Annotated in this window: 23 protein-coding genes and 2 tRNA genes; 13 read left to right on the top strand and 12 right to left on the bottom strand. The window is 59.1% G+C overall.

The window, feature by feature from the left end:
* The first annotated feature begins 29 nt into the window (after positions 1-29).
* Positions 30-1766 (top strand): bifunctional metallophosphatase/5'-nucleotidase, encoded by a 1737-nt coding sequence (locus BP758_RS08485; protein ID WP_292370442.1) that lies wholly within the window; start codon positions 30-32, stop codon positions 1764-1766.
* A gap of 51 nt (positions 1767-1817) precedes the next feature.
* On the opposite strand, the gene BP758_RS08480 is transcribed toward BP758_RS08485, so the two are convergent.
* The 5 genes from BP758_RS08480 to hypB form a co-directional block, all read right to left on the bottom strand.
* Positions 1818-2342 (bottom strand): hypothetical protein, encoded by a 525-nt coding sequence (locus BP758_RS08480; protein WP_292370441.1) that lies wholly within the window; start codon positions 2340-2342, stop codon positions 1818-1820.
* Positions 2343-2438: 96 nt separating this feature from the next.
* A complete protein-coding gene (locus BP758_RS08475; RefSeq protein ID WP_292370440.1) occupies positions 2439-2900 on the bottom strand; it encodes a DUF2240 family protein in 462 nt (153 codons plus the stop codon).
* A complete protein-coding gene (locus tag BP758_RS08470; protein WP_292370439.1) occupies positions 2897-3319 on the bottom strand; it encodes a hypothetical protein in 423 nt (140 codons plus the stop codon). Before BP758_RS08470 ends, BP758_RS08475 begins: the two co-directional genes overlap by 4 nt.
* A 161-nt stretch (positions 3320-3480) precedes the next feature.
* Positions 3481-3858, bottom strand: coding sequence for a 30S ribosomal protein S8e (locus BP758_RS08465; protein ID WP_292370438.1), 378 nt, complete (start codon positions 3856-3858; stop codon positions 3481-3483).
* A 111-nt stretch (positions 3859-3969) separates the two neighbouring features.
* Positions 3970-4617, bottom strand: coding sequence for a hydrogenase nickel incorporation protein HypB (hypB, locus tag BP758_RS08460; RefSeq protein ID WP_292370437.1), 648 nt, complete (start codon positions 4615-4617; stop codon positions 3970-3972).
* 57 nt (positions 4618-4674) lie between these two features.
* Between hypB and BP758_RS08455 the strand changes: the two genes are divergently transcribed.
* The 6 genes from BP758_RS08455 (at position 4675) to BP758_RS08430 (ending at position 7405) form a co-directional block, all read left to right on the top strand.
* Complete coding sequence (locus tag BP758_RS08455; protein ID WP_292370436.1) at positions 4675-4950, top strand: signal recognition particle subunit SRP19/SEC65 family protein; 276 nt, start codon at positions 4675-4677, stop codon at positions 4948-4950.
* Positions 4947-5600 carry a histidinol phosphate phosphatase domain-containing protein gene (locus BP758_RS08450; protein WP_292370435.1) on the top strand — a complete coding sequence of 218 codons (654 nt, stop codon included), beginning with the start codon at positions 4947-4949 and terminating at the stop codon, positions 5598-5600. The genes BP758_RS08455 and BP758_RS08450 overlap by 4 nt, the downstream gene beginning before the upstream one ends.
* Before the next feature lie 126 nt (positions 5601-5726).
* Positions 5727-6071: an H/ACA ribonucleoprotein complex subunit GAR1 gene (locus BP758_RS08445; RefSeq protein ID WP_292370434.1), complete on the top strand. Its 345-nt coding sequence runs from the start codon at positions 5727-5729 to the stop codon at positions 6069-6071.
* Complete coding sequence (locus BP758_RS08440; protein ID WP_292370433.1) at positions 6008-7012, top strand: transcription initiation factor IIB; 1005 nt, start codon at positions 6008-6010, stop codon at positions 7010-7012. The genes BP758_RS08445 and BP758_RS08440 overlap by 64 nt, the downstream gene beginning before the upstream one ends.
* Before the next feature lie 80 nt (positions 7013-7092).
* A tRNA-Ala gene (locus BP758_RS08435) sits at positions 7093-7164 on the top strand.
* A 13-nt stretch (positions 7165-7177) separates the two neighbouring features.
* Entirely contained in the window at positions 7178-7405 is a 228-nt protein-coding gene (locus tag BP758_RS08430; protein WP_292370432.1) for a hypothetical protein, read from the top strand.
* A gap of 910 nt (positions 7406-8315) precedes the next feature.
* Here the strand turns inward: BP758_RS08430 and BP758_RS08425 are convergent.
* Positions 8316-8498 carry a hypothetical protein gene (locus BP758_RS08425; RefSeq protein ID WP_292370431.1) on the bottom strand — a complete coding sequence of 61 codons (183 nt, stop codon included), beginning with the start codon at positions 8496-8498 and terminating at the stop codon, positions 8316-8318.
* Positions 8499-8733: 235 nt separating this feature from the next.
* Between BP758_RS08425 and BP758_RS08420 the strand changes: the two genes are divergently transcribed.
* The 3 genes from BP758_RS08420 (at position 8734) to BP758_RS08410 (ending at position 10760) form a co-directional block, all read left to right on the top strand.
* On the top strand, positions 8734-9879 hold the full coding sequence (locus BP758_RS08420) for a PEGA domain-containing protein (protein WP_292370430.1): 1146 nt from the start codon (positions 8734-8736) through the stop codon (positions 9877-9879).
* A 92-nt stretch (positions 9880-9971) separates the two neighbouring features.
* Positions 9972-10043, top strand: a tRNA-Ala gene (locus BP758_RS08415).
* Positions 10044-10190: 147 nt separating this feature from the next.
* Positions 10191-10760 carry a diacylglycerol/polyprenol kinase family protein gene (locus BP758_RS08410; RefSeq protein ID WP_292370429.1) on the top strand — a complete coding sequence of 190 codons (570 nt, stop codon included), beginning with the start codon at positions 10191-10193 and terminating at the stop codon, positions 10758-10760.
* A gap of 162 nt (positions 10761-10922) precedes the next feature.
* On the opposite strand, the gene BP758_RS08405 is transcribed toward BP758_RS08410, so the two are convergent.
* From BP758_RS08405 to BP758_RS08385, 5 genes are all read right to left on the bottom strand, one after another.
* A complete protein-coding gene (locus BP758_RS08405; protein WP_292370428.1) occupies positions 10923-12023 on the bottom strand; it encodes a PDDEXK nuclease domain-containing protein in 1101 nt (366 codons plus the stop codon).
* 230 nt (positions 12024-12253) lie between these two features.
* Entirely contained in the window at positions 12254-12727 is a 474-nt protein-coding gene (locus BP758_RS08400) for a hypothetical protein (RefSeq protein WP_292370427.1), read from the bottom strand.
* Between the two features lie 64 nt (positions 12728-12791).
* Positions 12792-13655 carry a thiamine-phosphate kinase gene (gene thiL, locus BP758_RS08395; RefSeq protein WP_292370426.1) on the bottom strand — a complete coding sequence of 288 codons (864 nt, stop codon included), beginning with the start codon at positions 13653-13655 and terminating at the stop codon, positions 12792-12794.
* Positions 13648-15630 (bottom strand): DUF460 domain-containing protein, encoded by a 1983-nt coding sequence (locus BP758_RS08390; protein WP_292370425.1) that lies wholly within the window; start codon positions 15628-15630, stop codon positions 13648-13650. The genes thiL and BP758_RS08390 overlap by 8 nt, the downstream gene beginning before the upstream one ends.
* Positions 15615-16472 (bottom strand): RIO1 family regulatory kinase/ATPase, encoded by an 858-nt coding sequence (locus BP758_RS08385; protein ID WP_292370424.1) that lies wholly within the window; start codon positions 16470-16472, stop codon positions 15615-15617. Before BP758_RS08385 ends, BP758_RS08390 begins: the two co-directional genes overlap by 16 nt.
* Positions 16473-16599: 127 nt before the next feature.
* On the opposite strand from BP758_RS08385, the gene BP758_RS08380 reads away from it, so the two are divergent.
* The 3 genes from BP758_RS08380 to BP758_RS08370 are packed head-to-tail and all read left to right on the top strand — an operon-like array spanning position 16600 to position 19993.
* The gene (locus tag BP758_RS08380) at positions 16600-17484 is read left to right on the top strand and encodes a tRNA(Ile)-lysidine synthase (protein ID WP_292370423.1); all 885 of its coding nucleotides are present in this window, start codon (positions 16600-16602) and stop codon (positions 17482-17484) included.
* On the top strand, positions 17481-19244 hold the full coding sequence (locus tag BP758_RS08375) for a potassium channel family protein (protein ID WP_292370422.1): 1764 nt from the start codon (positions 17481-17483) through the stop codon (positions 19242-19244). The genes BP758_RS08380 and BP758_RS08375 overlap by 4 nt, the downstream gene beginning before the upstream one ends.
* A gap of 14 nt (positions 19245-19258) precedes the next feature.
* Positions 19259-19993: an NAD+ synthase gene (locus tag BP758_RS08370; RefSeq protein ID WP_292370421.1), complete on the top strand. Its 735-nt coding sequence runs from the start codon at positions 19259-19261 to the stop codon at positions 19991-19993.
* Here the strand turns inward: BP758_RS08370 and BP758_RS08365 are convergent.
* Positions 19990-20691 carry a glucose-6-phosphate isomerase family protein gene (locus tag BP758_RS08365; protein ID WP_292370420.1) on the bottom strand — a complete coding sequence of 234 codons (702 nt, stop codon included), beginning with the start codon at positions 20689-20691 and terminating at the stop codon, positions 19990-19992. The two genes, BP758_RS08370 and BP758_RS08365, sit on opposite strands and share 4 nt — an antisense overlap.
* Between the last annotated feature and the right edge of the window lie 99 nt (positions 20692-20790).

The raw sequence follows: 20790 nt of genomic DNA, 5'->3' as shown, positions 1-20790 counted from the left end.
TTTATTGTGGTACGGCAACCGTTACCCTCATGGATCCGGCGGGCCAGAAAACCGGGCATCATCTCTCAACGCGGCAGTATATCGCAGTCGGTATCGTCCTCTGCATCGTTCTTTTGATTCTGGCGCTTCTCGTGCTGAACCCCTCGGCCCGGTTCGCGGAACCACAGGGACCGGTCCACGTGAAGATCCTTGCGGTCAACGATCTCCACGGCCAGCTGCCGGCGGGCCAGACCCTTGACGGGAAAGCCGCGGGAAGCGCCCCGGTCCTTGCCTCGTACCTGCACGCCGCGGAAAACGAGAGCCCGGATGCGGTTACGTTCCTTGCATTCCCGGGAGATCTCGTGGGTGCTTCGCCCCCGGAGTCCGGCCTCCTGCTCGACGAGCCCGCCATTCTCTTTACCAACCAGTTTGCCACCGGGTGCTGCGGCACAACGGCCGGCACCTGCACGGTCTCCTGCAACCTGATCGCAACACCGGGCAACCACGAGTTCGACCGGGGCGTGCCCGCAATGTTCCGGCTGGTGCAGGGGGGCAACGGCACGACAGGTATCACGCACCTTGCCGATCCCTACCCCGGATCAAAGGCCGCGTACGTCTGCGCAAACGTGGTCTGGACGGGGAATAAAACGCCCCTCTTTCCCCCGTACGTTATCCGCGATGCGGGCGGGGCAAAGATTGCGTTTATCGGCGCCGATACCGCCCAGACGCCATCGGTCTCCAGCCCCACGGACATGAACGGGATCGCGTTTGAAAACGAGAGCGAAGCGATCAACCGGTACATTCCGGAGATCCAGGCGCAGGGCGTCCATGCAATAGTTGCCCTCATCCACGAAGGCGGGAGCGGGGACGCGTATTCCGGCCCGACCCGGGACAATGCAACGATCTCGGGAAGGATTGCAGGAATCGTGAGTACGCTCGATCCGGACGTCGATGTCGTCCTCTCCGCCCACACCCATAAGTTTTCCAATGCATATCTCAATAATTCGGGTAACCGGCCGGTGCTCGTAACGCAGGCTTACAGTTACAGCCGGGGGTTCGCGGATATCGATCTGGAGATCGACCCGGCAACCGACGAGATCGTGAATAAGTCCGCACGGATCGTCCCGGCCTATGCAGACCGGTACCCGGGCACGACACCCGACCCGAAGGCCCTGGCTCTCCTCGCCGAAGCCGACGCCGTTGTCTCCAAAACAACCGACACGGTGGAAGCGGTTGCTGCCGAAAACATCACCCGCGACGAAACCCCTGCCGGGGAAAGTGTACTCGGCGACCTGCTCGTGGATTCCGAACGCGATGCGATGCATGCCGATGCGGCATTCATCACGATCGGCACGCTCCGGGCCAATATCGCGAAGGGAAATGTCACCTGGGGCGATCTCTACGCGGTGCAGCCGTTCTCCAACCGGGTCTATGCGGTCGCAATGTCCGGCCGCCAGATACGGGACGTACTCGAACGGCAGTGGACCGAGCCGCGGCCACCCTACCGGCTCGGGGTCTCGGGGCTGACCTATTCGTTTGACCCTGACCGGCCGGCCGGGGACCGGGTCACTCAAATAAAAATTGGCGGCGCCACAGAAAACGATACAGCAACCTACCGCGTTGCAATTGTCTCGTATCTCCTTGACGGCGGCGACGGGTACACAGAATTTGCCAACGCAACAATCCTTGAACCGGGCCCGCTGGATGTCGATGCCCTGGCCGCGTACATGGGCACGCTGCCGCAGCCGGTGGTCGCGGGTACCGATGGCCGGATCAGGATCGTGTGAGACCGGGCGCTGCAGATTCAATAAAAAAAAGAAAAAAGAAAAATTTGTTTTTTATACGGTTGCCGTAACCGTTACTTTCCCGTTCCCGGCGCTCGTGCTGTTGGAGGCAACCTGGTTGCCGTTCTTGTAGATCGTCACCGTGAGCGGGTGGGTGGCGGTATTGTCGCCCTTCTGGACAACGGCCGTCACGCTGCCGGTGGCATTGGTCACCGTGTAGATCTTCGTTCCCGAGTTCTTTATCTTCGTTGTTTCCCCGTTTGTGGTATACGTCCCGGAGAAACCGCCGATATAATCCACCTTGATCGTAACCCCGCTCGCGGGAACGGTGACCGGCGTGGTCGTTGCGATCACGATCGTGGGCGTCTTTGTGGCCCCCGCCGGGCTGGACGAGGATGCGGCGGAGGTCGGCTTAACCGTCACCGTACCGGATGCCGGGGAGGACGATGCCCCAAAGAACCCCGAGAAGAAGAGGAGCGCGACAATTACGACGACAATAATACCGGCAACCGTAGCCACGAGCAGCCACGGGATATCAGGAGAACGTCTTCTCCTGCTGCCATACGGACCTGCATGCATATGTACCTGTATCCGCTCCTGCGTAATATTGTTTTTTTAAAATAGATCCGGTTGACCGGCCCCGCCCCCGCTCCCGGGCGAAAAAAAAGATCCGGCTTATGCTTTTTTTAACGACGACAGGAGCGCGTCGCGGAGGTCTTCGTACGCCACCCCGTATTTTTTTGCGAGAAGGACAAGCGCCGCCGGGGGAAGAAGATTGTTGTCGAACTGCTCCCGGATCACCTTGTTCATCTCGGCAACGACCTCGGTCTCGGGCACGCCCCGGGCCTTTACGATCCTGCCGATAAGCTCCTGTGCCGGATCGTTTGCCTCGAAGATCGATGAGGACGGCTTGAACCCGATCGGGATTGTCACGGCAGACGGGTCGATGCGGATCGTGTACACGCCGTTCTCCAGGCCGAGCAGGCCCGCTTCCTCGCCACGCATCAACAGAACGGCAGCCTGCTCGGTACTCATCCACTTGCGGTCGAGCGCATAGTAGTACACGAGCTCGTTCTTGCGCATCCCGGTCTTGCGGGTGTGTTTGAACGGTGCGGCCACCGTGATCTCGAGCGTCACTCTGCTTTTCCCAAAATAATATTTTTCACATCGAGGGCGTCGATCCCTTCGCCCGGGGCTTCCTTTGCAATGTCGATATCGGTGCAGGTACTCCGGTCGGTGAGCCGGATATAGAAGACATCGTTTGCCACCGGCACCTTCCCGCTCCCGCGCAGGGCGAGCGCGAGTACCGAGATCTTGATGTCCGCAGCCTCGGTGACAACGCCGGGCCGGAGGACGTCCGGGGTGATATCCCCGAACTCCGCACGGTTGACCGCGATCTCAACCTTGACCTTGACCCGGACCAGTTCCTTGCCGGTGGTTTTCGTTGATTCCTGTCCGTTCAGATCTGCGATATACCTGAGGGTTTCCGGAAACGTCATCCCCATCGCAAACGAGAGATCCACCCGTTGCGGGTAACGATAATAGATCCGTCGCATAGTACCACTATAAGAGACCCTGACCTAAAAATCAATTGCTCTTTTATTCCCTCCTGAAAGGATCCACGATCTTTTGTTCAGGGAATTTTTGGCGTACACGCCAGCGGCACGTAGCGGGAATGAAAACGAAAACCGGAAACGAAAAAAGTATTTTTAAAAAGTTATGCGAGTAACACGGCGTTGATAACGCCGTCCTGGCCGGGCCGGCTCATAATCCGGGCATTGCCGATCTCGGTCTTGATGATGGCGCCCTTGGTGAGAAGGTTCCGCCGGACATAGTTCGGGTTTGCGCCGTTCTCTGCAACGGTCTCGATCTTGACCTTCTTGGTCTCGCCGTTTGCAAGGTTTGTTACGTTTGCAAACTCTGCACGCATGGACCGGACCTTGGTGTTCCCGCCCATGGTGCGGATGATCTTTGCACGGTCCCCGCCGATATGGGTCTCCGCCGGTGCGAGCCCGACTTCAAATCTCCGCTTTCCCTGTGCCGGCCGGCGCCTGCCGCCGGATACCTTCCTGACTGATTCTCCCTGCCAAAGCATAGTGTGTTACTCCTGTAGTTTTTGTTTTCCGAAAACTGTTCGTTTCCGGGAAATGGTGCTCTATATATTCCCTTCCGGGTTATTTATACTCTTTTCCAAAGACCCGGATAATTACGCAAGGATCGCATCGAGCAGCGGCGCGATGTTCTCCCCGGTCTTCATGTTGGTCTTAAAGACCGGCATCTTCGGGTTGTACCGGTGGATGTCCGACTCCATCCGGGCAATGTTTGCACCCACGAGCGGGGCAAGGTCTACCTTGTTGATGACCCCGATCGTGCAGTCCCTAAACATCATCGGGTGCTTGTTGACCACATCGTCGCCTTCGGTCGAGCTCACGATCACGATCCGTTTTTCGGCCCCGAGCTTAAAGTCGGTCGGGCAAACCATGTTCCCCACGTTCTCGATAAAGAGGACATCGATCTTGTCGAGCGGGAGGTGGTCGATCGCGTGTTCAACGAGATGGGCGTCAAGGTGGCACTCTTTGCCGGTGTTTGCATTGTAGGCCGGGATCCCGGTCGCCACGATCCGCTGGAAGTCGTCGTCGCCGTACACGTCCCCGGCGATCGCGCCGGCCCGGAGACCCCGTTCCTTTAAGAGCGGGACAAGGCGCTCGATGAGCGCGGTCTTCCCGGAGCCGATCGCGCCGAGCAGGTCGAACGCACGGACCCCGTGGGATTTCAGGTGCCTTGCATTTTCGTCGGCAATCGAGTTGTTGACGTCGTATACATCCTTTTCCATCCTGACGTCGATATGATGCATGGTTAATACATTGTGAGCGGACAGTGTTTATACCTTAAGATCCATAATTTTCCTGTAATGGAAAAAGGCGAGTGCATCCTGTATCCCTGCTATTTTAACGCGGCCCTCACCCGGGAGGAGGGGCGCCGGGTTGCCCGGGCAATCGGCGCAAAGGGCCCGGTAGCCGCCGATCTCGAACGGGCACTTAAACGTCTCAATATACCCTGCCATACCGAAGAGCACCACCACCCGGGCCACTGGGGCCGGCACGAAGGGCGGGTCGTTGCCGAATGGACCGGGAAAAAAGAGGCGCTCATTAAAAAGGTTGCAAGGAACCTGGCGGTGAAACGGTGACCGGCCTGTACGATCTCCACACCCACACGATCCTTTCGGACGGCGAGATGCTGCCTTCGGAACTGATCCGGCGCATGGCGGTAATAGGGTACACCACGGTCGCGATCACCGATCACGTGGACACATCAAACGCGGAATCAGTCGTAAAGACCCTGCTCGATGTAAAAGAATCGGCCCGGCTCTTTGGCGTCCGGCTCCTGTGCGGGGTCGAGATCACGCACGTGCCCCCGACCCAGATCGCAATCGTGGCCCGCAAGGCCCGGGTTGCTGGTGCCGAGATCGTGGTCGTCCATGGCGAGACCACGGTCGAGCCGGTAGCGCCCGGCACCAACCACGCGGCCTGCACCTGCCCGGACGTAAACGTGCTCGCCCACCCGGGGCTTATCACCTTAGAGGATGCCCTGCTCGCAAAAGGGAACGGGATTGCACTAGAGATAACTTCACGCGGGGGACACAACCGCACGAACGGTCACGTTGCCCGGATCGGACGCGAAGCCGGCTGCCAGCTGGTGGTAGACTCGGATGCGCACGCACCCCACGATCTGCTGGGCAAAACGGAGAAAGAGACGGTAGCGCGGGGCGCCGGGCTCTCCGCTGCGGAAACGGACGGCATAATGTCTTTAAATATCGATACATTCCTCCGTTCCTGATATTTCTATTTATACTTTCACGCAACGATTAAATACCCCAATGTCTTACATATATAGATTACTAAACCACTTTAGTACTTTGTATACTCGCCCGGGGTTGTTTACGTGAAAGTTGTTGGTCGAGCGATGAGCACCTATGGAAGCCGGATGCTCATCCTCCAGTGCGACGCAGCCCAGCTCCCCGGACTGTACAGCGAAGTAACGGACCGCAGGACAAAACCCGTTGGCAGAATCGTCGATGTCTTCGGGAGCGTGAAGATGCCCTATGCCCTTGTCTTCACCAGCGGCCCGTGCAGTGTCACGCCCGGCGAAAAAGTATTCGCCAGGGACGTGACGCCATCCCCCGCAAACTCCCGTGAACGATCGGACGGGATGTACCCCAGATTCAGAAAACCAGGTGATGCCGGATGCAGGAAATCGAGAAACTCAAACTCCTTCAGACCGAGCGCGAAGCGCTCAAATCCCGTATAAAAGTCAAAGAGCAGGAAAAGAAAGCCGAGAACCACACCGAGACAGTCTGTCCCGAGTGCGGGAGCAGGCAGCTCGTCCACGATTACGAGCGGGCAGAACTCGTCTGCCAGAACTGCGGTCTTGTGATCGATGACGATTTCATCGACCGCGGCCCGGAGTGGCGTGCGTTCGACCACGACCAGCGCATGAAGCGGTCAAGAGTCGGTGCACCGATGACCTTTACGATCCACGATAAGGGTCTCTCGACCATGATCGACTGGAGAAACCGGGACAGCTACGGCCGTGCCATCTCCTCGAAAAACCGCGCCCAGCTCTACCGTCTCCGCAAGTGGCAGCGCCGGATCCGTGTCAGCAATGCAACGGAACGGAACCTTGCGTTCGCACTCTCGGAGCTCGACCGTATGGCCTCGGCTCTGGGCCTCCCGCGAAACGTGCGTGAGACCGCAGCCGTGGTGTACCGTGATGCGGTGGACAAGAACCTGATCCGGGGCCGGAGCATTGAAGGCGTTGCGGCAGCAGCGCTCTACGCGGCCTGCCGGCAGTGCAGCGTCCCGCGTACGCTCGATGAGATCGCAGAAGTGTCCCGTGTCTCAAGAAAAGAGATCGGCAGGACCTACCGGTTCATCTCCCGGGAACTCGGGTTAAAGCTCCTCCCAACCTCGCCCATCGACTACGTGCCCCGGTTCTGCTCGGGCCTTACCCTGAAAGGAGAGGTCCAGAGCCGGGCAGTCGAGATCCTCCGGCAGGCCGGCGAGCGGGAACTCACGAGCGGCAGGGGCCCGACCGGTGTTGCGGCCGCGGCAATCTACATCTCCTCCATCCTTGGCGGCGAGCGGCGCACCCAGCGCGAGGTCGCGGAAGTGGCCGGCGTTACCGAAGTTACCATCCGGAACCGGTACAAGGAACTCGCAGAGAAGCTCGACATCGAGATCATTCTCTAAACCATTTTTTTAACAGGACGTACCCGGGACGCCAACAACTATATCCCGGCCGCTCGAAAAGTACTAAGCACAATACCATTGGGCTCGTAGATCAGGGGTAGATCGCTACGTTCGCAACGTAGAGGCCGCGGGTTCAAATCCCGCCGGGTCCATCGCGTTCTTTTTTTGGAATTTTTTACCGGGAACGCCCGCGAAATTTTAAAAATATCAGCTGTTGTTGCCGGGTCTACGACTGAGATTGCGCGGGTTGCCGAAGATTTTCCGGCCGATCTGTTCCTGCCCGCACGGTCTGAAAGTTTTATCGGGCAAAAATTTCCGGTTCGAAAGTTCGTACGCCCGGATTTTTTTGGCGCAAAAGTTTTTCCGGCAAATTTTTTTCGGCTCGAAAGTTGAAAATCCTAAAAATCTTTGGATTGAAAGTTAAAAAAAAGAAAAAAAGCTGGCGCGAAAGTTGGAAAAAAAGGTGTTAGTTCTACAACTGACTGGCATTACCGTCGTGAATCGCTGCCGGTTGCCGGGACCCGGAGATCATAAAACCCGGACTTTTTTTTGCCGCGAAAGTTGAAAATCCTAAAAATTTTCCGGTCGAAAGTTGAAAAACCGGAAAAAGTTTGGCTTGAAATTTCTCCGGCCGTATTTTTTTTGGTTTGAAATCTGAAAGTTCCAAAAAAAATCCGGACGAAAAACAAAATTGCCGGGAAAATTTTGGAGCTGATGGGAATTTTGCAGGAAAAATCTGTGGCTGGCCGGTTCGTGCCGGTCTTCCTGCGTGCTACCCCCCTCTTGCGCCACCAGTCCCCCGAGGGGGACGGGGCGCACATGCGATGCACTCTGACTTACCTGCATTCAGAACCGCTCCCGGTACGGGTAATACAGAGCTATCGCAATGGGGGGATGCCCCAGCGGCGGGGGCGGAGGCTTGCCGGAGCCCCCACGAGCGTCATTTCCCCCAGGCAGTCACCGTCGATACTGCATCATTATGATAAATTTCCCCGTCGTAGATCCAAGAAACGCTCACAGATTGCACCGGTTGGCAGATCTCAGGCTCAGATGACCATTCCATCGATCCCAAAAACCCTGCCGCAGGAAGCCCGCTAAATTGCAGGTTTAAAAAGCCTTAAAATCGCGGCATTTTTAGAAATACGCGATTATATCAGGAATTTCTATGGGCGTGGACACAATTTCCACGGGAAACCGGTTTTACGGGATCACCCTGTTCCGGTCCTCCGTCGGAGAAACGATCCCTGGGAACATACCCTCCCGGGATCCCGGACCCTTCCTTAAAAAAGTAAGATTTGCCGGGTCACTTTGGCGCGGACGCTTTGACTTCGCTTTCGAGCGTCTCTTTTAAGCGCTGCACGGCCTCGTTTAAGTCGCTCGTTGTCGTGACCACGAACTGGTTGTCGGTCTTGACATCGTGGTACGTCACAATAAACTCGATCTGGCCGTCCTTTCCCTTCTTTGGTTCGATGATCAGTTTCACCATAGTGCAAAAACTCCTTTCTGGAGCAAAAACCGGGCAGTCGTCCCGGATACGATCAGTTCTTGGGCCCGGTGTTTTATAAAATGTGCCGGCACCGGCACACCGCAGGCCCGGCATTTCCTTGTGCCGGACCGTAATCCACCCCACGACTATCGTCGTAAAACCCGGTACAGGGAAGCGAAACTCTCAACACGTACCCTGCCAAAGATGTACTCTGCTCAAAAAGGGGATGTCATTTATGGCACGTTACTCCGATGTACTTCTCGCATGTGCGGCAGTGTTCTGCGCCACCATTCTTCTGGTGATGCCGGCTGCCGCGGTCAATACCGCAATCTACGGCTCTGCCGCAGGATTCGATCCCGCACTCCACCCGGATACATTCGCAGTTGCCTGCACAATACCGGGAACTGACGGCGCACAGCTCGATAGCGCTCTCGCGTGCTTCACGAACGCCTCCACCGATGTCATCATCATGGGCGGGGACGCCGGGTTCAGCCAGGACTCCGGGGCAAAGATCGCCGCGGCAGTCAAGGGCGGCAAGATCCTGGTAGTAAGCGAAAAGGATCTCTCCCGGTTTGCCGATCTCCTGCCGGCAAAGGAAGCCGGGAAAGCGCCGGACAGCCTCGCTATCGTGGTCGCAAACCCGAACACGACCCTGTCAAAGGATATCTTTGCCGGGCTCTCCTCCCGCTACCCCAACACCACGGCGCTTTCTTCCCGGGACCAGTACACCATCCGTGACGGCGCCACCGCACTCCTCCTCTTCGAGAACGGGGACCCGGCCCTCGCATTTGTCCCGTACGGGAACGGGTACGTGGCCGCGTGGCTGCCCCCCGCAGATACCGCATACCTTGACAGCACCACCGCAGATACCGTCAACGAACGGCTGATCACCCACCTCATGGCAATGCGGGTCGCACCGGCAGCAACAACCGCTGAAGCTACAACGGCACCCGTTGCAGCGAACACGACCGCCGCCGCACCCGCTACGGCCGGGGACAGCCTCGGGAACGTCTCGGTCTACTCCTCGCCGCTCAACGCGAACGTGTACATCGACGGCGTGTACAAAGGCATCGCCCCGGTCAACCTGACCGGCATCCCTGCCGGCAGCCACGCCCTCAAGCTCGCGCTTGACGATCACTATGATTACGACACCACGATCACGGTCGCGGGCGGCGGCACCATCACCGCGTTTGGCTCGCTTGCCCCGCGGGAGAGTGCAACGGCAGCAGCGACCACAACAGCACCGGTTGCTGTAACAACGACCGACGCCACATCCACCATCTGGTCAAGCCCGGCGGTTATCGCAGCGGTCCTTGGTATCATCACCGCGATCATCGGCGCGATTGTCACCCTCTTTACCATCTACCATAAACACAAGTAAGGACGGTCCGGCGGCCGTCCCGGTTCTTTTTTTTTACAGACCGGAACAGTAACAACTATAAGTAAGCCGCAGAAAAAGTATATGCCGCACAAGGGCTCGTAGATCAGGGGTAGATCGTCACGTTTGCAACGTGAAGGCCACGGGTTCGAATCCCGTCGAGTCCACTCGTTTTTGATATTTTTTTCCGGCAGATTTTTTTGCCGCGCGAAATCCAAAAATAAAATCCAGAGACGGTTTTTGTTTTACCGCTCCCGTATCAGCGCCCTTTTTTTATCATGCCACATAACCGGGAGAGCACAGGATACTCCGCCATGCAGGAAATCTTCCGCAAACTGATCCACCTCATCTTTGGCCTCCTCATTGCCGGGATGGTCTATGCCGCCGGGAAAACCAATGCAGCCGCGATCCTTGCGGGAGGAATTTTTATCGGCCTTGTGATGGTCGACCTGATCCTTCGCGGGCACCGGCTCTGGATCTTTTCGGACCTGATTGTGCAGTTCGACCGGAACGACCGACTGCCCGGGAAGGGGGCGCTGATGTTTGGCGTGAGCGCCCTTGTCTGCGTGATCCTCTTTCCGGTCTCCATCGCGGTGCCTGCCATCGTTACGCTCGCGGTTCTCGACAGCGTGACAACGGTTGCGGGGCAGGCACTTGGCCGGCACCGGATCTACAACGGGAAATCGTTCGAAGGGACAGCGGCCGGCATCATTGTCACCGCCATCGTGCTGCTGGTCTTTATGAGCCTGCCCGGGGCGCTTGCGGTAGCGGTTCTCGCAGGGATTATCGAACTTGTTTCACCGGTGGACGACAATCTCGTTATCCCGGTCGCGGTTGCGGTGCTCCTTGCGGTTATGCCGGGGGTTCTGGTTGCGGCGGTGTGAAGGAAAAATCTGCTTTACACAGAACGCTGAATAAAAAAAGTGCAGCCCCCCTCTTGCGCCACCTGTCCCCCGACCGGACCCGATGGTTCCCGCCCTCGGTGTGGTGGGCGGGACTCCGGGGGGCGGTCCGGAGGATTACCCCGTCAGGAAGTTCAAAACTCCTTAAGTCACATCCCCTTCGGTTTGGATCTGCTCCTCGATAAACCGGCGAATCTCCTCTTTTCCCGGAAGTGCGACCTGGTATTTCGAGACAAACAACTTGTTATCCATTCCCGCAAGTGCATATTCAACAAGGGCCTCGTTCTTCTTGGTGCAGAGCAGGATTCCGATCGGCGGATTATCGTCGCCGGTCATTTCATGTTGCCGAAACCAGTTCACGTACGTATTCAGCTGCCCGAGATACTCGTGAGAGAAACCATCGACCTTTAGCTCAATCAGGACGTGACACTTCAGGATCCGGTGATAAAAGACCAGGTCAACAAAGAAATGCTCTCCGCCGATAAGAATGCGTTTCTGCCGCCCTTCAAAACAGAAACCCCGGCCGAGCTCAAGGAGAAAATCCTGCAACCGTCCGATCAGCTGACTCTCGAGGTTTGCTTCGCTGAGTGCCTCGTGCGGCTGCAACCCGAGAAACTCGAAGATATACGGATCCCGGATGACATGTGCAGGACTCAGGAGTTCAGCTTTTCCCTGGACCGTTTTGGCGAGGCGCTTTTTATCCTTCGACATCGCGGTCCTTTCATAATACAGGCTGGCGATCTGGCGCTGTAACTCCCGGACAGACCAGTTCCCCCGGGCACATTCCGCTTCGTAAAAAGCTCGCTTTCGGGGATCTTCAATCGCGACAAGTTCCTGGAAATGACTGTAGGACAGACACTGAAGAAGAGCCTGCGAACCAGTCCCGGATTGTGGGTACAGCGTACCCACAATTTCCCGAAAGTCGCCTTTTTCCGGAAGCAGGTTCCGTAATTGTGGGGACAGTGTACCCACAATGTGCGGATACGCGAGGTAAAAATCCCGGTACCGGTACAACTGGCGAGGGCTGCAATTTGACACCCCGCGTGAAGTAAGATCATTGGCAAGTGCGGAGAATAACCGGTCTCCGTACGTGGCACGGTCTTTCCCTTCAAGCTCGTAGTTCTGGATCGAGAGACCGATGAGCCAGTTACGCAACGTCAGGCTTACGTTTACTGCCTTTGTTGCGCGATCGACCAGGTGATTGTGGATATCCGCAATTCTCCGGACCAACGATGGCAGATCCATAACTTCCGGTTCTCCAGAGATCGCAAGGTCCGGTTTTTTCTTACCCACAAGGAATTCCCCCCGGCACATTCTGCCGTGCTAATGGGGAGGTTCGACCGGGCATGAAATATAGTTAATGAAATATCCGAGAGATCGCATTCCGGTTAAACCCGCCACGTCCCGGCGTTGCTCCGTGCCTAGAACCAGCCGACGGTTCCCGAAATCGCCCCCGCGTGGTTATTAAAAAAATCTCAATCAATCCAGTCGAGCATCTGGTTCTTTGGCGGCTCGCTCTTCTGGATCAGTTTCCGCTTTACCTTCTGGATCGCTGCGTCCGCAGGAGACGGGGGGAGCGGTGCCCTTGCTGCCGCCGCGCCCTTCTCGAACCTGCCGTAATCGAGCAACCCGTCATCGGTCTCGATCTCCAGGACAAGCGGGGGCTGGGGCGCAGGGCTGGCAGCCGGCTGGATCAGCTCCGGGGCCGCCGGGATCTCGTGCGGGGCGGGCGCGGGATAGGCCACCGGTTCATCGGGCACCACCGGGTCGGCCGTGATCAGCGGCGGGGCGATCGACCGGGCGGGCGCTGATGTGTCGCGGAACGCCGGCACTACCGGGGCCGGGGCCCGCATCCCTTCCGCCCGCTGGATGAGAAAATCGACAAAATCCTCCACTTCCCGGCGCTCCCCGGGGGTGAGACGGTCCAGCTTACTCTCCAGCGATTCCATGGCGGTAATTTCTCTCTATTCTCTTTTTTTATTGTTGATATATAAGGGAAATGCGCCGGGCCTATCAGGCCCATCTGTGCTGGTACCCGCGTTTCTCCATGGGCGCACCGTCAACGAGCACGGATTTCTCTTGTATGACCTCGCCGATCACCGTGCAGGGAACGCCCGTTACCGGGTAACGGCCCGGGGGGAGCGTAAAGATCAGCTCGTAGTCCCCGCCGCCATAGAGCGCGAGCTCGCGAGCCTGCTGTTCCGGGACCTCGTCGGGCCGGGGAACAAACGAGGAATCGATCGAGAACCCGCAGTCGTTCACGCTCATGAGATCGTACAGGGAAAGGGCGATCCCGTCGCTGTCGTCCATCATGGCGGTCACGCCCCCGCGTGCGAGAAGCCGGCCCTCCGCCACCCGGGGCTGCGGTTCGAACAGGAACTTCTCGAACTGCGTGTAGCCGTCGAGCCATGCCTGCGCCTGCCCCGGGGTGCCGGTGATGCAGACAAGGTCGCCGGGCCGGGCCCCTTCGCGCCGGGCGAGAAATTCTTTTTTGGCAAGCCCGAGGCCGGTGGTCACGACCGTGAGCTCGCCATGACGATCGATGTCGCCGCCGATGATCTGTGCGCCAAAGCGCGTGCAGCAGTCCTTTGCCCCCTGCATAACGCCCGCGAGCTGCTCCCACTTGTCAAGGCCGACCGCAATGAGCAGGTACTTCGGCTCCGCCCCCATGCTCGCGATATCGCTGATCGTGACCGCGGCGCTCATCCAGCCGATCTGCCAGTCGCTCATCCCGTCCACGAAATCCGTAGTCGAATGGAGCATGTCGGTGGTCGCAACCATCGCAAGGTCTCCGCAGGGAAAGACCGCGCAGTCGTCGCGGCAGTTCTCTTCGCCCACAATCCCCATCACGGTCTGTAAGAGTTCACGGTCATCCATTGTCCCGGCCCCCGCCCTTCTTTACTTCCTTACCGCGTTCGCTCTTGTACTCCTTGAACATGTGCTCGATCTTACTCGATTCCTTCTCGCGGACAAACTGCACCTGCTCTTCCTTCCAGCGCAAAAGCGCTCCTTCGAACTGGTCCTTTGCGGCAAGGCCCTTCTTTCCCTTCACCTGCACGCCGGCATCGCTTGCGGCAATGACCGGGATACCGGCTTCACGAAACGCCGGCACGATATGCAGGTCGCGGCCCCCGGGGACTGCGGCCGGGAGGACAAGGGCGCCGACTTTCGCATCGGCAATATCTTTTACAATTCCCTTTCCCCACCCGTCGCTCTTCTGCACAAAGACAATGTCCCCTTCACGGATGCCGGTATCCTCTGCGAGCCGGCGCAGGCCTTCTCTCGTGAGCGCATCCATCACTTTTACCGGCAGGGCATCGCCATCGAGCGAGAGTTCGGCAAAACTCTTGATCCGGTCCACGCGTTTTGCGAGCGTCCGGCTGTGGCGCTCCTCTTTTCTCAGCCGTTTTTTGAGGCTCTGGATGATCGCGTCGCGTTTTGTTATCTCGGTATCTTTCGCGAGTTCGAGGTCCCGCTTGTCATGTACCGCACGGAGCCGGCCCTGGAGCCGGTGGATCTCGTACTCCTTTGCCTTGATCGTCTCTTCGAGTTCGGAAGTGTAGCTCCGCAGGCGCTTGACGATCCCGTCGAGCACCCGCACCCGCTCGTCCTGCCGGGCAACAACCGGGGCGGGAGCGGATTCCGGCGCGGGGGCCGGCGCTGGGACGGCGGCAAGATCGCCGAGCACCTGGTCCAGAGCCTGGCCGCGGATCACCCGGGCCCGGACCTCGTCAAGGTCGTGGCCCGGGGGAACGCGCCGCAGGAGGTTCCGGAACTTGGCATCGTACTGGTGGAAGGCATCGAGCGCAGCGGAGAGGGCGTCCCGCTCGTGCACGTTCTCGTAGGGGAAGTCTGCGGTAAGCGCGAGTTTCGCATCCACGCTCGTGTCCTGTTTGGGGGAATACGGGATCGCCGAGAACGCCCGCCGGATCTTCTCGACCGAGTACGGCATCTCCTGCACGTCCGATGCAACGACAAGGGGTTTTCCCGTCTTGTACAGGGACTCGATCACCCCGGACATGTTCATCTGCCGGGAACTGGACAGAAGCATGAGGTTCCCGTCGAGATCGAGCGCCGCGACCGCGGTCGTGGTGCCCGGGTCGATCCCCACGATCAGGTACCGCGGTTTTCCCGAGAGCGGGCGGTACCGGATCCGTTCGAGCCTTTTGCCGCTGATCCTGACCTGTACGTCGGCGCCCCGGTACGTGGAGACCGGGACTTCCCGCCGGGGGGCAAAGACCGTAAAGGCCACCCGGCTACACCCGCCAAACGCTTTTGTCTCCTTTTTACCGTACCGGAGCCCGGCCGCCGCAAGCTGCTGCTCGATCTCCCGTCCTTTGAGCTGGACGGCGCCGTGGATCTTCCGGACATACCGGTTCTGGCTCCAGCCCCCCCGGCCCGGGGAACGGTGCCGGCTTACCACGACCTCGCTCTCGTTCTCGAATGCGATGACCTCGGCGCCGGCCCCGAGCGATGCCACCCGGGCCGAGGTCCGGGCCTCGGCAAACGGGTCGAACCGGTCGAAACTGATATTGAACCGGGCGGCAACTTTGCCGAGCGTCTCTTTCTTTTCCCCGCCGGTCACCTGCACGAGTTTTGTCTGCGGGGGCAGGCCCTGCAAAAAGAAGAAGAGCTCGTGCTGGTCGGTTGCGATCTCCTGGATGCTGTCGACCGCAAGGATGTCGGGCCGCTCTTCAGAGAGGAGCCGGAAGAGCCGGAACATCGAGACCGTACTCTCGCTTACGATCGTGCCGTCAACAATCCGCACCAGCGCGTACATCGGCCGGCGCGACCGTGACCTCACCGACCCTTTGACGATATCGATCCCGAAAACGCTCAGCCGGTCACGCATCGCAGTACATCCCCGGGCTCACGGACGATTTTGTACTTCCGCTCAAAGAAGGCAAGGATGTTTGTTATGTCGCGTTCGAGGATGGTGCCGGCGTTCTGGTGGTTTGTCTCCATCCACTGCGGCCAGTCGATGATGACGCACTTCCCGTCCTCGATTAGGATATTGTACTCGGAGAGGTCGGCGTGGATCATGCCGAGGCGGTACGCTTCCCGCACATTTTCAAGAATGGCATCGAGCATCTCGTCCGGTTCGTCGAGCCGGCACCGCGAGAGGCTCGGGCCGGTGATTAACGCCATCACGACCGCGTTCCGGTTCTGCCCCACGGGAAGCGGCACCGAGACTTTCGGGTGGAGGGTGGTGAGCGCCAGGTACTCGCGCTCGGCAGAGAGTTTTGATGCAATCAGCCACGGGCAGTGGCCGTTTTCGGGGAGGTACTCGCGGTTCACCCGGGCCGTGTTAAACGACCGCATGCCGATCCGGTGGAATTTTATCGCCACCGGCCCAAGGCCGAGCGCCTCGTACACGACCGATTCCTTTCCCTCGCCGATCTTTGTACCGAGCGCGGAGATCGTGCCTTTTTTCGTGAGCGTGGTAAGCGCGAGCGTGTCGTACCCGCCAAAGACGAGCGCGTAGCCGTCGTACGGCACGGGGTTGAACCGGACCATGCCCCACGCGATAAGCCGGGAGAGCCGGTAGGTGACCTCGGATTCGGAGAGCCCGGTCGCCTGCTCCAGGCTTTCGAGCGGCACCCATTCGTACCGCTTCATCTGGCGCTCGAGCGCTGCAAGGATCGCCTTCTCGTATTTGTGCAGGCTGCGGATACGCTCCGGTGAGACGACCATGGTTGTTATGAGTGGTTATGTCCCGGACTATAAAATCATGGTCTCCGATACATTCACCGCCGGCAGGGGAGCACAACCTTAAACATCTCTCATTGTCCAGTACGAAATGAAATCCGGGGAGATCAGTATGCAGTGCGCAGCGTGCCGTCGGGAAGCGGTTGTCTTCCAGCCCTACTCGGGAAAGTACCTCTGCCCCGTGCATTTTACCAAAGACTTCGAGGCAAAGGCGAAGCGTGCCGTCCGCAGGAACCGCTGGCTTTTGCCCGGCGACCGTACCGCGGTCGTGCTCACGGGAGATGCAGCAGAGGCTGCCCTGCTCGCCTTCCTGCACAAACTCACCAAAGACCGGCGCGATGTCCGGCTCTCCGCGATCGCGATCGATGAGGGGACCGGGGACACAGGCCGTACTGTCGCGGAACAATTCGGCGTGGAACTTTTTTCCGGTTCGTTTGCGGAGCGGTACGGCACCACCCGGGACGCTCTGTTCCGGGCAGAAGGGCCGGAGGCCGCCGGCAGGATCTGCCACGTGCTCGCGGGCGATCTTGCCGCAGAGATCGCCGCCGCCCGCGGGATCACGCGGCTTGCCCTTGCCACCACCGTGGACGACCGGGCGTTATCGTTTTTTTCGGACCTGCTGGGCGGGACCGTTGAAGAGACCCTGTTTGTTTCGGAGACGCTCGGCACCGCACGGGTCCCGGTCATCCGGCCGTTTGCGGATATTCCCACAACGGAAGTGTACCGGTACGCGGAGCTGTGCGGCGTCTCGCCCGAAGGTGCGGGAGCGTGCGGAACGGACGGAAATTCCGATGCCTGTGCAGCACTTGCATCCTACGATGCCCGGCACCCGGCGACAAAGTTTGCGCTCGCAAACCTTGCCACGACCCTGACCGGAATCGCGGGAACGGGCCGGGCCACGCACGACCGCTGCCCGGCCTGCGGCAGTCCCCGAAAGGCCGGGCGCTGTTTTGCCTGCGAGGTCAGAAAAAAATATACCCGGGAGCCCGGATCATGAACGACAAGAAAAGCATCCTCTGGCGGATCTTCCGCACATCGTCTGAAATGCGTATCCTGATCTACTTTATCCTGTTCTGCCTCATGATCCTCGTCTTCACGGTGATCTTCCACGACCTGTACCCCCTGTACGAGGGGATCCCGGTCGACTGGTCGGAGTCGTTCCTGTACGTTATCCAGACCTTTACGACAACGGGGAGCCTGCTGCCCATAACCACGGACGAAATGACCATTTTTTCCTCGGTTACCATGCTCACCGGGGTCGTGATGCTTTTCATGGTCATCCCCCTTCTCCTCACCCCCTACCTCATCGAGGTCCTCCGCTCGTCCCCGCCAAAAAAAATCTCCAAAAAACTCTCGCACCATGTGGTGATCGTCGGCGATGGCGAACTGACCCGGGCCCTGCTCGAAAGCCTCGCCCTCTGTGAAAAAGATATCCTGATAGTTATCGGGGACGAGGAGACCGCACGGCAGGTGGTAAAAAAATACCGGCGCCGGGCGTTTGTCATGTGGGGTAAATACGACGACCCGCATACCTGGGAACTGGCAGGTGTAAAAAATGCCGGCTTTGTGATCCTCTGCGAGGACGAGCGGACAACGGCAAGCATCATCCTTGGGATCCGGGCCCTGACCGCTGCCCGGCTCATCGCCATCGTGGACAAGATCTCCTTTGACCTGTACCTGAAGTATGCCGGGGCGGATTACGTGGTTTCGCCCAAGCATGTCACGGGAAGGATTCTTGCCCGGCACGCGGTCTTAAACCCGGGCGGCGACGAGACCGAACCGGCGATCCCCGGGCTCGACCGGCTCCACATCGGCGACGAGGACGCCGGCGAAAAGAAACTCCGGCTGATCCATATCCCGGTTATGCCGGAGAGCAAGGCCGTGGGAAAAACCCTCGGGGAACTCGATCTTTTCGGCAGGTACGGCATCTCCGCCCCGTTCCTGTGGAGGGCGGGACGCACCCACCCGTCGGATAACCCCGAAGCGGGGACGTTTGAAAAACGGCAGGCTGCATCGCCCCAGTTCATTGCCGATCCCGCAATGACCGAGGTCATCGATCCGGTAACCTCGCTCTTTTTGTTCGGGACAGCCGAAGCCCTGCGCCGGGCGGTCCGCGAGGAACTGGAGGTTGACCGCGAACTGATCGGCCACGCGGTCATCGCAGGATATGGCGACGTGGGCTCGGCTGCATGCACCGAGATGATCGCTTCCGGGATCTCCTGCGTGGTCGTTGACGCAAAAAAGCACGATCTCGACGAAGTGATCGGAAATGCCGAGGACGAGGATGTGCTCAGGGAGGCCAGGATCGGCGAGGCACGGTTCTGCATCGTGGCAGTCAACGACGACCACGTGAACATCTTTACCACGCTCATGGCAAGGAACCTCAACCCGGGGATCCGGATCCTGGCCCGGGCAAACGAGCCCGGGTCCGTGGAGAAACTGTACCGGGCCGGCGCGGACTACGTGACACTCCTCCCGCGGATCGGCGGCCAGACCATCGGGCGGATTGTGCTTGCCGATACGGTCACGGTCCTTGTCGACCTCCCGGACCGCGAACGGGTGATCCTGCGCCAGGTCCGTCACAAAAAGACGCTCTCTGTCGGGGAGATCCGGGCAACCGGCGTCAGGGTTCTTGGGATCGAGCGGACGGATACCGCCATCATTGCACCGGGCACAGACGAGATCGTGCACCCGGGCGATACGATCGTTGCCGCCGGCAGCACCGAACAGTTAAAAAAATTCATCCGCCAATGCTAATTACGGAGAATACCATGGCGCAGGAACTGGGGTGCAGGATGGGACAGGTCGAGCAGATGATCCGGTATGCCTACTGGAACAGCGGCTGTTCGGGCATCATTGTCGGAGTCTCGGGAGGCGTGGACTCGGCGCTTGCCGCAGCCTTCTGCTGTCGGGCGGTGGGCCCGGAAAAGGTGCTCGGCCTTTCCCTTCCCACATCGGTCAGCAACCCGCAGGATCTTCTCGATGCAAAAGAACTCTGCGCCGGCCTGAAAATGGAACACCGGGTCGTGCCCATCGACCCCATGCTTGCGGCGTTTAAGACCCTGCCGGGATTTACCGAAACGCCGTACCTGCTCGGGAACCTCATGGCCCGGATCCGGATGACGACCCTGTATTATTATGCGAACCGCGACCACCGGCTCGTCTGCGGGACCTCCAACAAGAGCGAGTTTTTGCTGGGCTACTGCACGAAGTACGGGGACAATGCCGCGGACGTCCAGCCGATCGTCCACCTGTACAAAAAAGACGTGTACGAGATGGCAAAAGAGCTGGGTATCCCGGAGCCGATCCTCACAAAAAAACCGTCCGCCGGACTCTGGGAAGGCCAGAGCGACGAGGGCGAGATCGGGCTTTCCTATGCCGAGATCGATGCGGCACTCGTTGCCCTCGAAGCGCACGAATGGAAGGCGGAAAATCCTGCCGAGGAAAAAGTGCTTGCCCGGGTCAGGAAGAACGCCCACAAGCGTCTGGCGGCGCCCAGCCTTTAGAGGAGCCCAAAGAGCGCCGGATATTTTTCCGGTTCGTTCAGGAACGCGAGGGCGTCCCGGTTGCCGATAAGCGCGTAGATCGGGCTTTTGATTGCACCTGCCGGCGCCGGTCCTTTTTTCATGAAGATTTTCCGGAGCGCCGGTACGTCAGGGTAACGGGAATTTTTCACGATCCGCCCGCTGCTCATCACGTAGTATGCCGCCCCGTGGAGGGTCTCGTACTCCCCGTACTCGCTCTCAAATGCCGTGGAGACGAGGTTTGCCATCGCGAGCGTGGTATCGGGAGATGGATTGAGCGTGACATGCCCGTAGCCGGGCGGGATGATCACGCAGGAGCCGGCCGGCGCATCGACAAGAACGGCGTCATCGAGCGTCCGCGACTGTAACAGGAACTGTGCCTCTCCTTCGAGCACTTCGTAAAGTTCGGGGTATCCTGTGCCGGCAGGATCGGCCGGGTGGTAATGCCCCTTGGTCTTGACGCATTCGCCGCAGAGATCGAGCGGCGGGATGACCGTGATGTCGTACCGCAGGGAGTGGCCGGCAAGCCAGCGCCGGTCTGCATCCGATCGTGCCACGTCGCGGTACATGTAATAGAGCGGGCCGGTCTCCTGACAGGCAGGATCGGCGAGCACGCTCTTCATGTCCCGGACCGTGCGTATCCCGGGCGCCGGCAGCGCCCCGTCCCACGGGACGTTCACTGTTTCCTCCTCATGACAAGGAAGTAGTACGCAAGAGCGGCGATAATCCCGATAACGACAATCGCGGCAATCACCGTGCCGAGCGCATCGGAAGCCGGC

The sequence above is a fragment of the Methanoregula sp. UBA64 genome (assembly GCF_002502735.1).
GTDB lineage: Archaea > Halobacteriota > Methanomicrobia > Methanomicrobiales > Methanospirillaceae > Methanoregula.
The sequence above is the reverse complement of the archived record's forward strand: the minus strand, read 5'-3'. Positions and strand labels throughout refer to the sequence as shown.

What these genes read in the sequence shown, in the direction of transcription:
- BP758_RS08485 (WP_292370442.1), top strand. Translation starts at nt 30, where the DNA reads ATGGATCCGGCGGGCCAGAAAACCGGGCATCATCTCTCAACGCGGCAG.
- BP758_RS08480 (WP_292370441.1), bottom strand. Translation starts at nt 2,342, where the DNA reads ATGCATGCAGGTCCGTATGGCAGCAGGAGAAGACGTTCTCCTGATATC.
- BP758_RS08470 (WP_292370439.1), bottom strand. Translation starts at nt 3,319, where the DNA reads ATGCGACGGATCTATTATCGTTACCCGCAACGGGTGGATCTCTCGTTT.
- BP758_RS08465 (WP_292370438.1), bottom strand. Translation starts at nt 3,858, where the DNA reads ATGCTTTGGCAGGGAGAATCAGTCAGGAAGGTATCCGGCGGCAGGCGC.
- hypB (WP_292370437.1), bottom strand. Translation starts at nt 4,617, where the DNA reads ATGCATCATATCGACGTCAGGATGGAAAAGGATGTATACGACGTCAAC.
- BP758_RS08455 (WP_292370436.1), top strand. Translation starts at nt 4,675, where the DNA reads ATGGAAAAAGGCGAGTGCATCCTGTATCCCTGCTATTTTAACGCGGCC.
- BP758_RS08445 (WP_292370434.1), top strand. Translation starts at nt 5,727, where the DNA reads ATGAGCACCTATGGAAGCCGGATGCTCATCCTCCAGTGCGACGCAGCC.
- BP758_RS08440 (WP_292370433.1), top strand. Translation starts at nt 6,008, where the DNA reads ATGCAGGAAATCGAGAAACTCAAACTCCTTCAGACCGAGCGCGAAGCG.
- BP758_RS08425 (WP_292370431.1), bottom strand. Translation starts at nt 8,498, where the DNA reads ATGGTGAAACTGATCATCGAACCAAAGAAGGGAAAGGACGGCCAGATC.
- BP758_RS08420 (WP_292370430.1), top strand. Translation starts at nt 8,734, where the DNA reads ATGGCACGTTACTCCGATGTACTTCTCGCATGTGCGGCAGTGTTCTGC.
- BP758_RS08410 (WP_292370429.1), top strand. Translation starts at nt 10,191, where the DNA reads ATGCAGGAAATCTTCCGCAAACTGATCCACCTCATCTTTGGCCTCCTC.
- BP758_RS08405 (WP_292370428.1), bottom strand. Translation starts at nt 12,023, where the DNA reads ATGGATCTGCCATCGTTGGTCCGGAGAATTGCGGATATCCACAATCAC.
- BP758_RS08400 (WP_292370427.1), bottom strand. Translation starts at nt 12,727, where the DNA reads ATGGAATCGCTGGAGAGTAAGCTGGACCGTCTCACCCCCGGGGAGCGC.
- thiL (WP_292370426.1), bottom strand. Translation starts at nt 13,655, where the DNA reads ATGGATGACCGTGAACTCTTACAGACCGTGATGGGGATTGTGGGCGAA.
- BP758_RS08390 (WP_292370425.1), bottom strand. Translation starts at nt 15,630, where the DNA reads ATGCGTGACCGGCTGAGCGTTTTCGGGATCGATATCGTCAAAGGGTCG.
- BP758_RS08385 (WP_292370424.1), bottom strand. Translation starts at nt 16,472, where the DNA reads ATGGTCGTCTCACCGGAGCGTATCCGCAGCCTGCACAAATACGAGAAG.
- BP758_RS08380 (WP_292370423.1), top strand. Translation starts at nt 16,600, where the DNA reads ATGCAGTGCGCAGCGTGCCGTCGGGAAGCGGTTGTCTTCCAGCCCTAC.
- BP758_RS08375 (WP_292370422.1), top strand. Translation starts at nt 17,481, where the DNA reads ATGAACGACAAGAAAAGCATCCTCTGGCGGATCTTCCGCACATCGTCT.
- BP758_RS08370 (WP_292370421.1), top strand. Translation starts at nt 19,259, where the DNA reads ATGGCGCAGGAACTGGGGTGCAGGATGGGACAGGTCGAGCAGATGATC.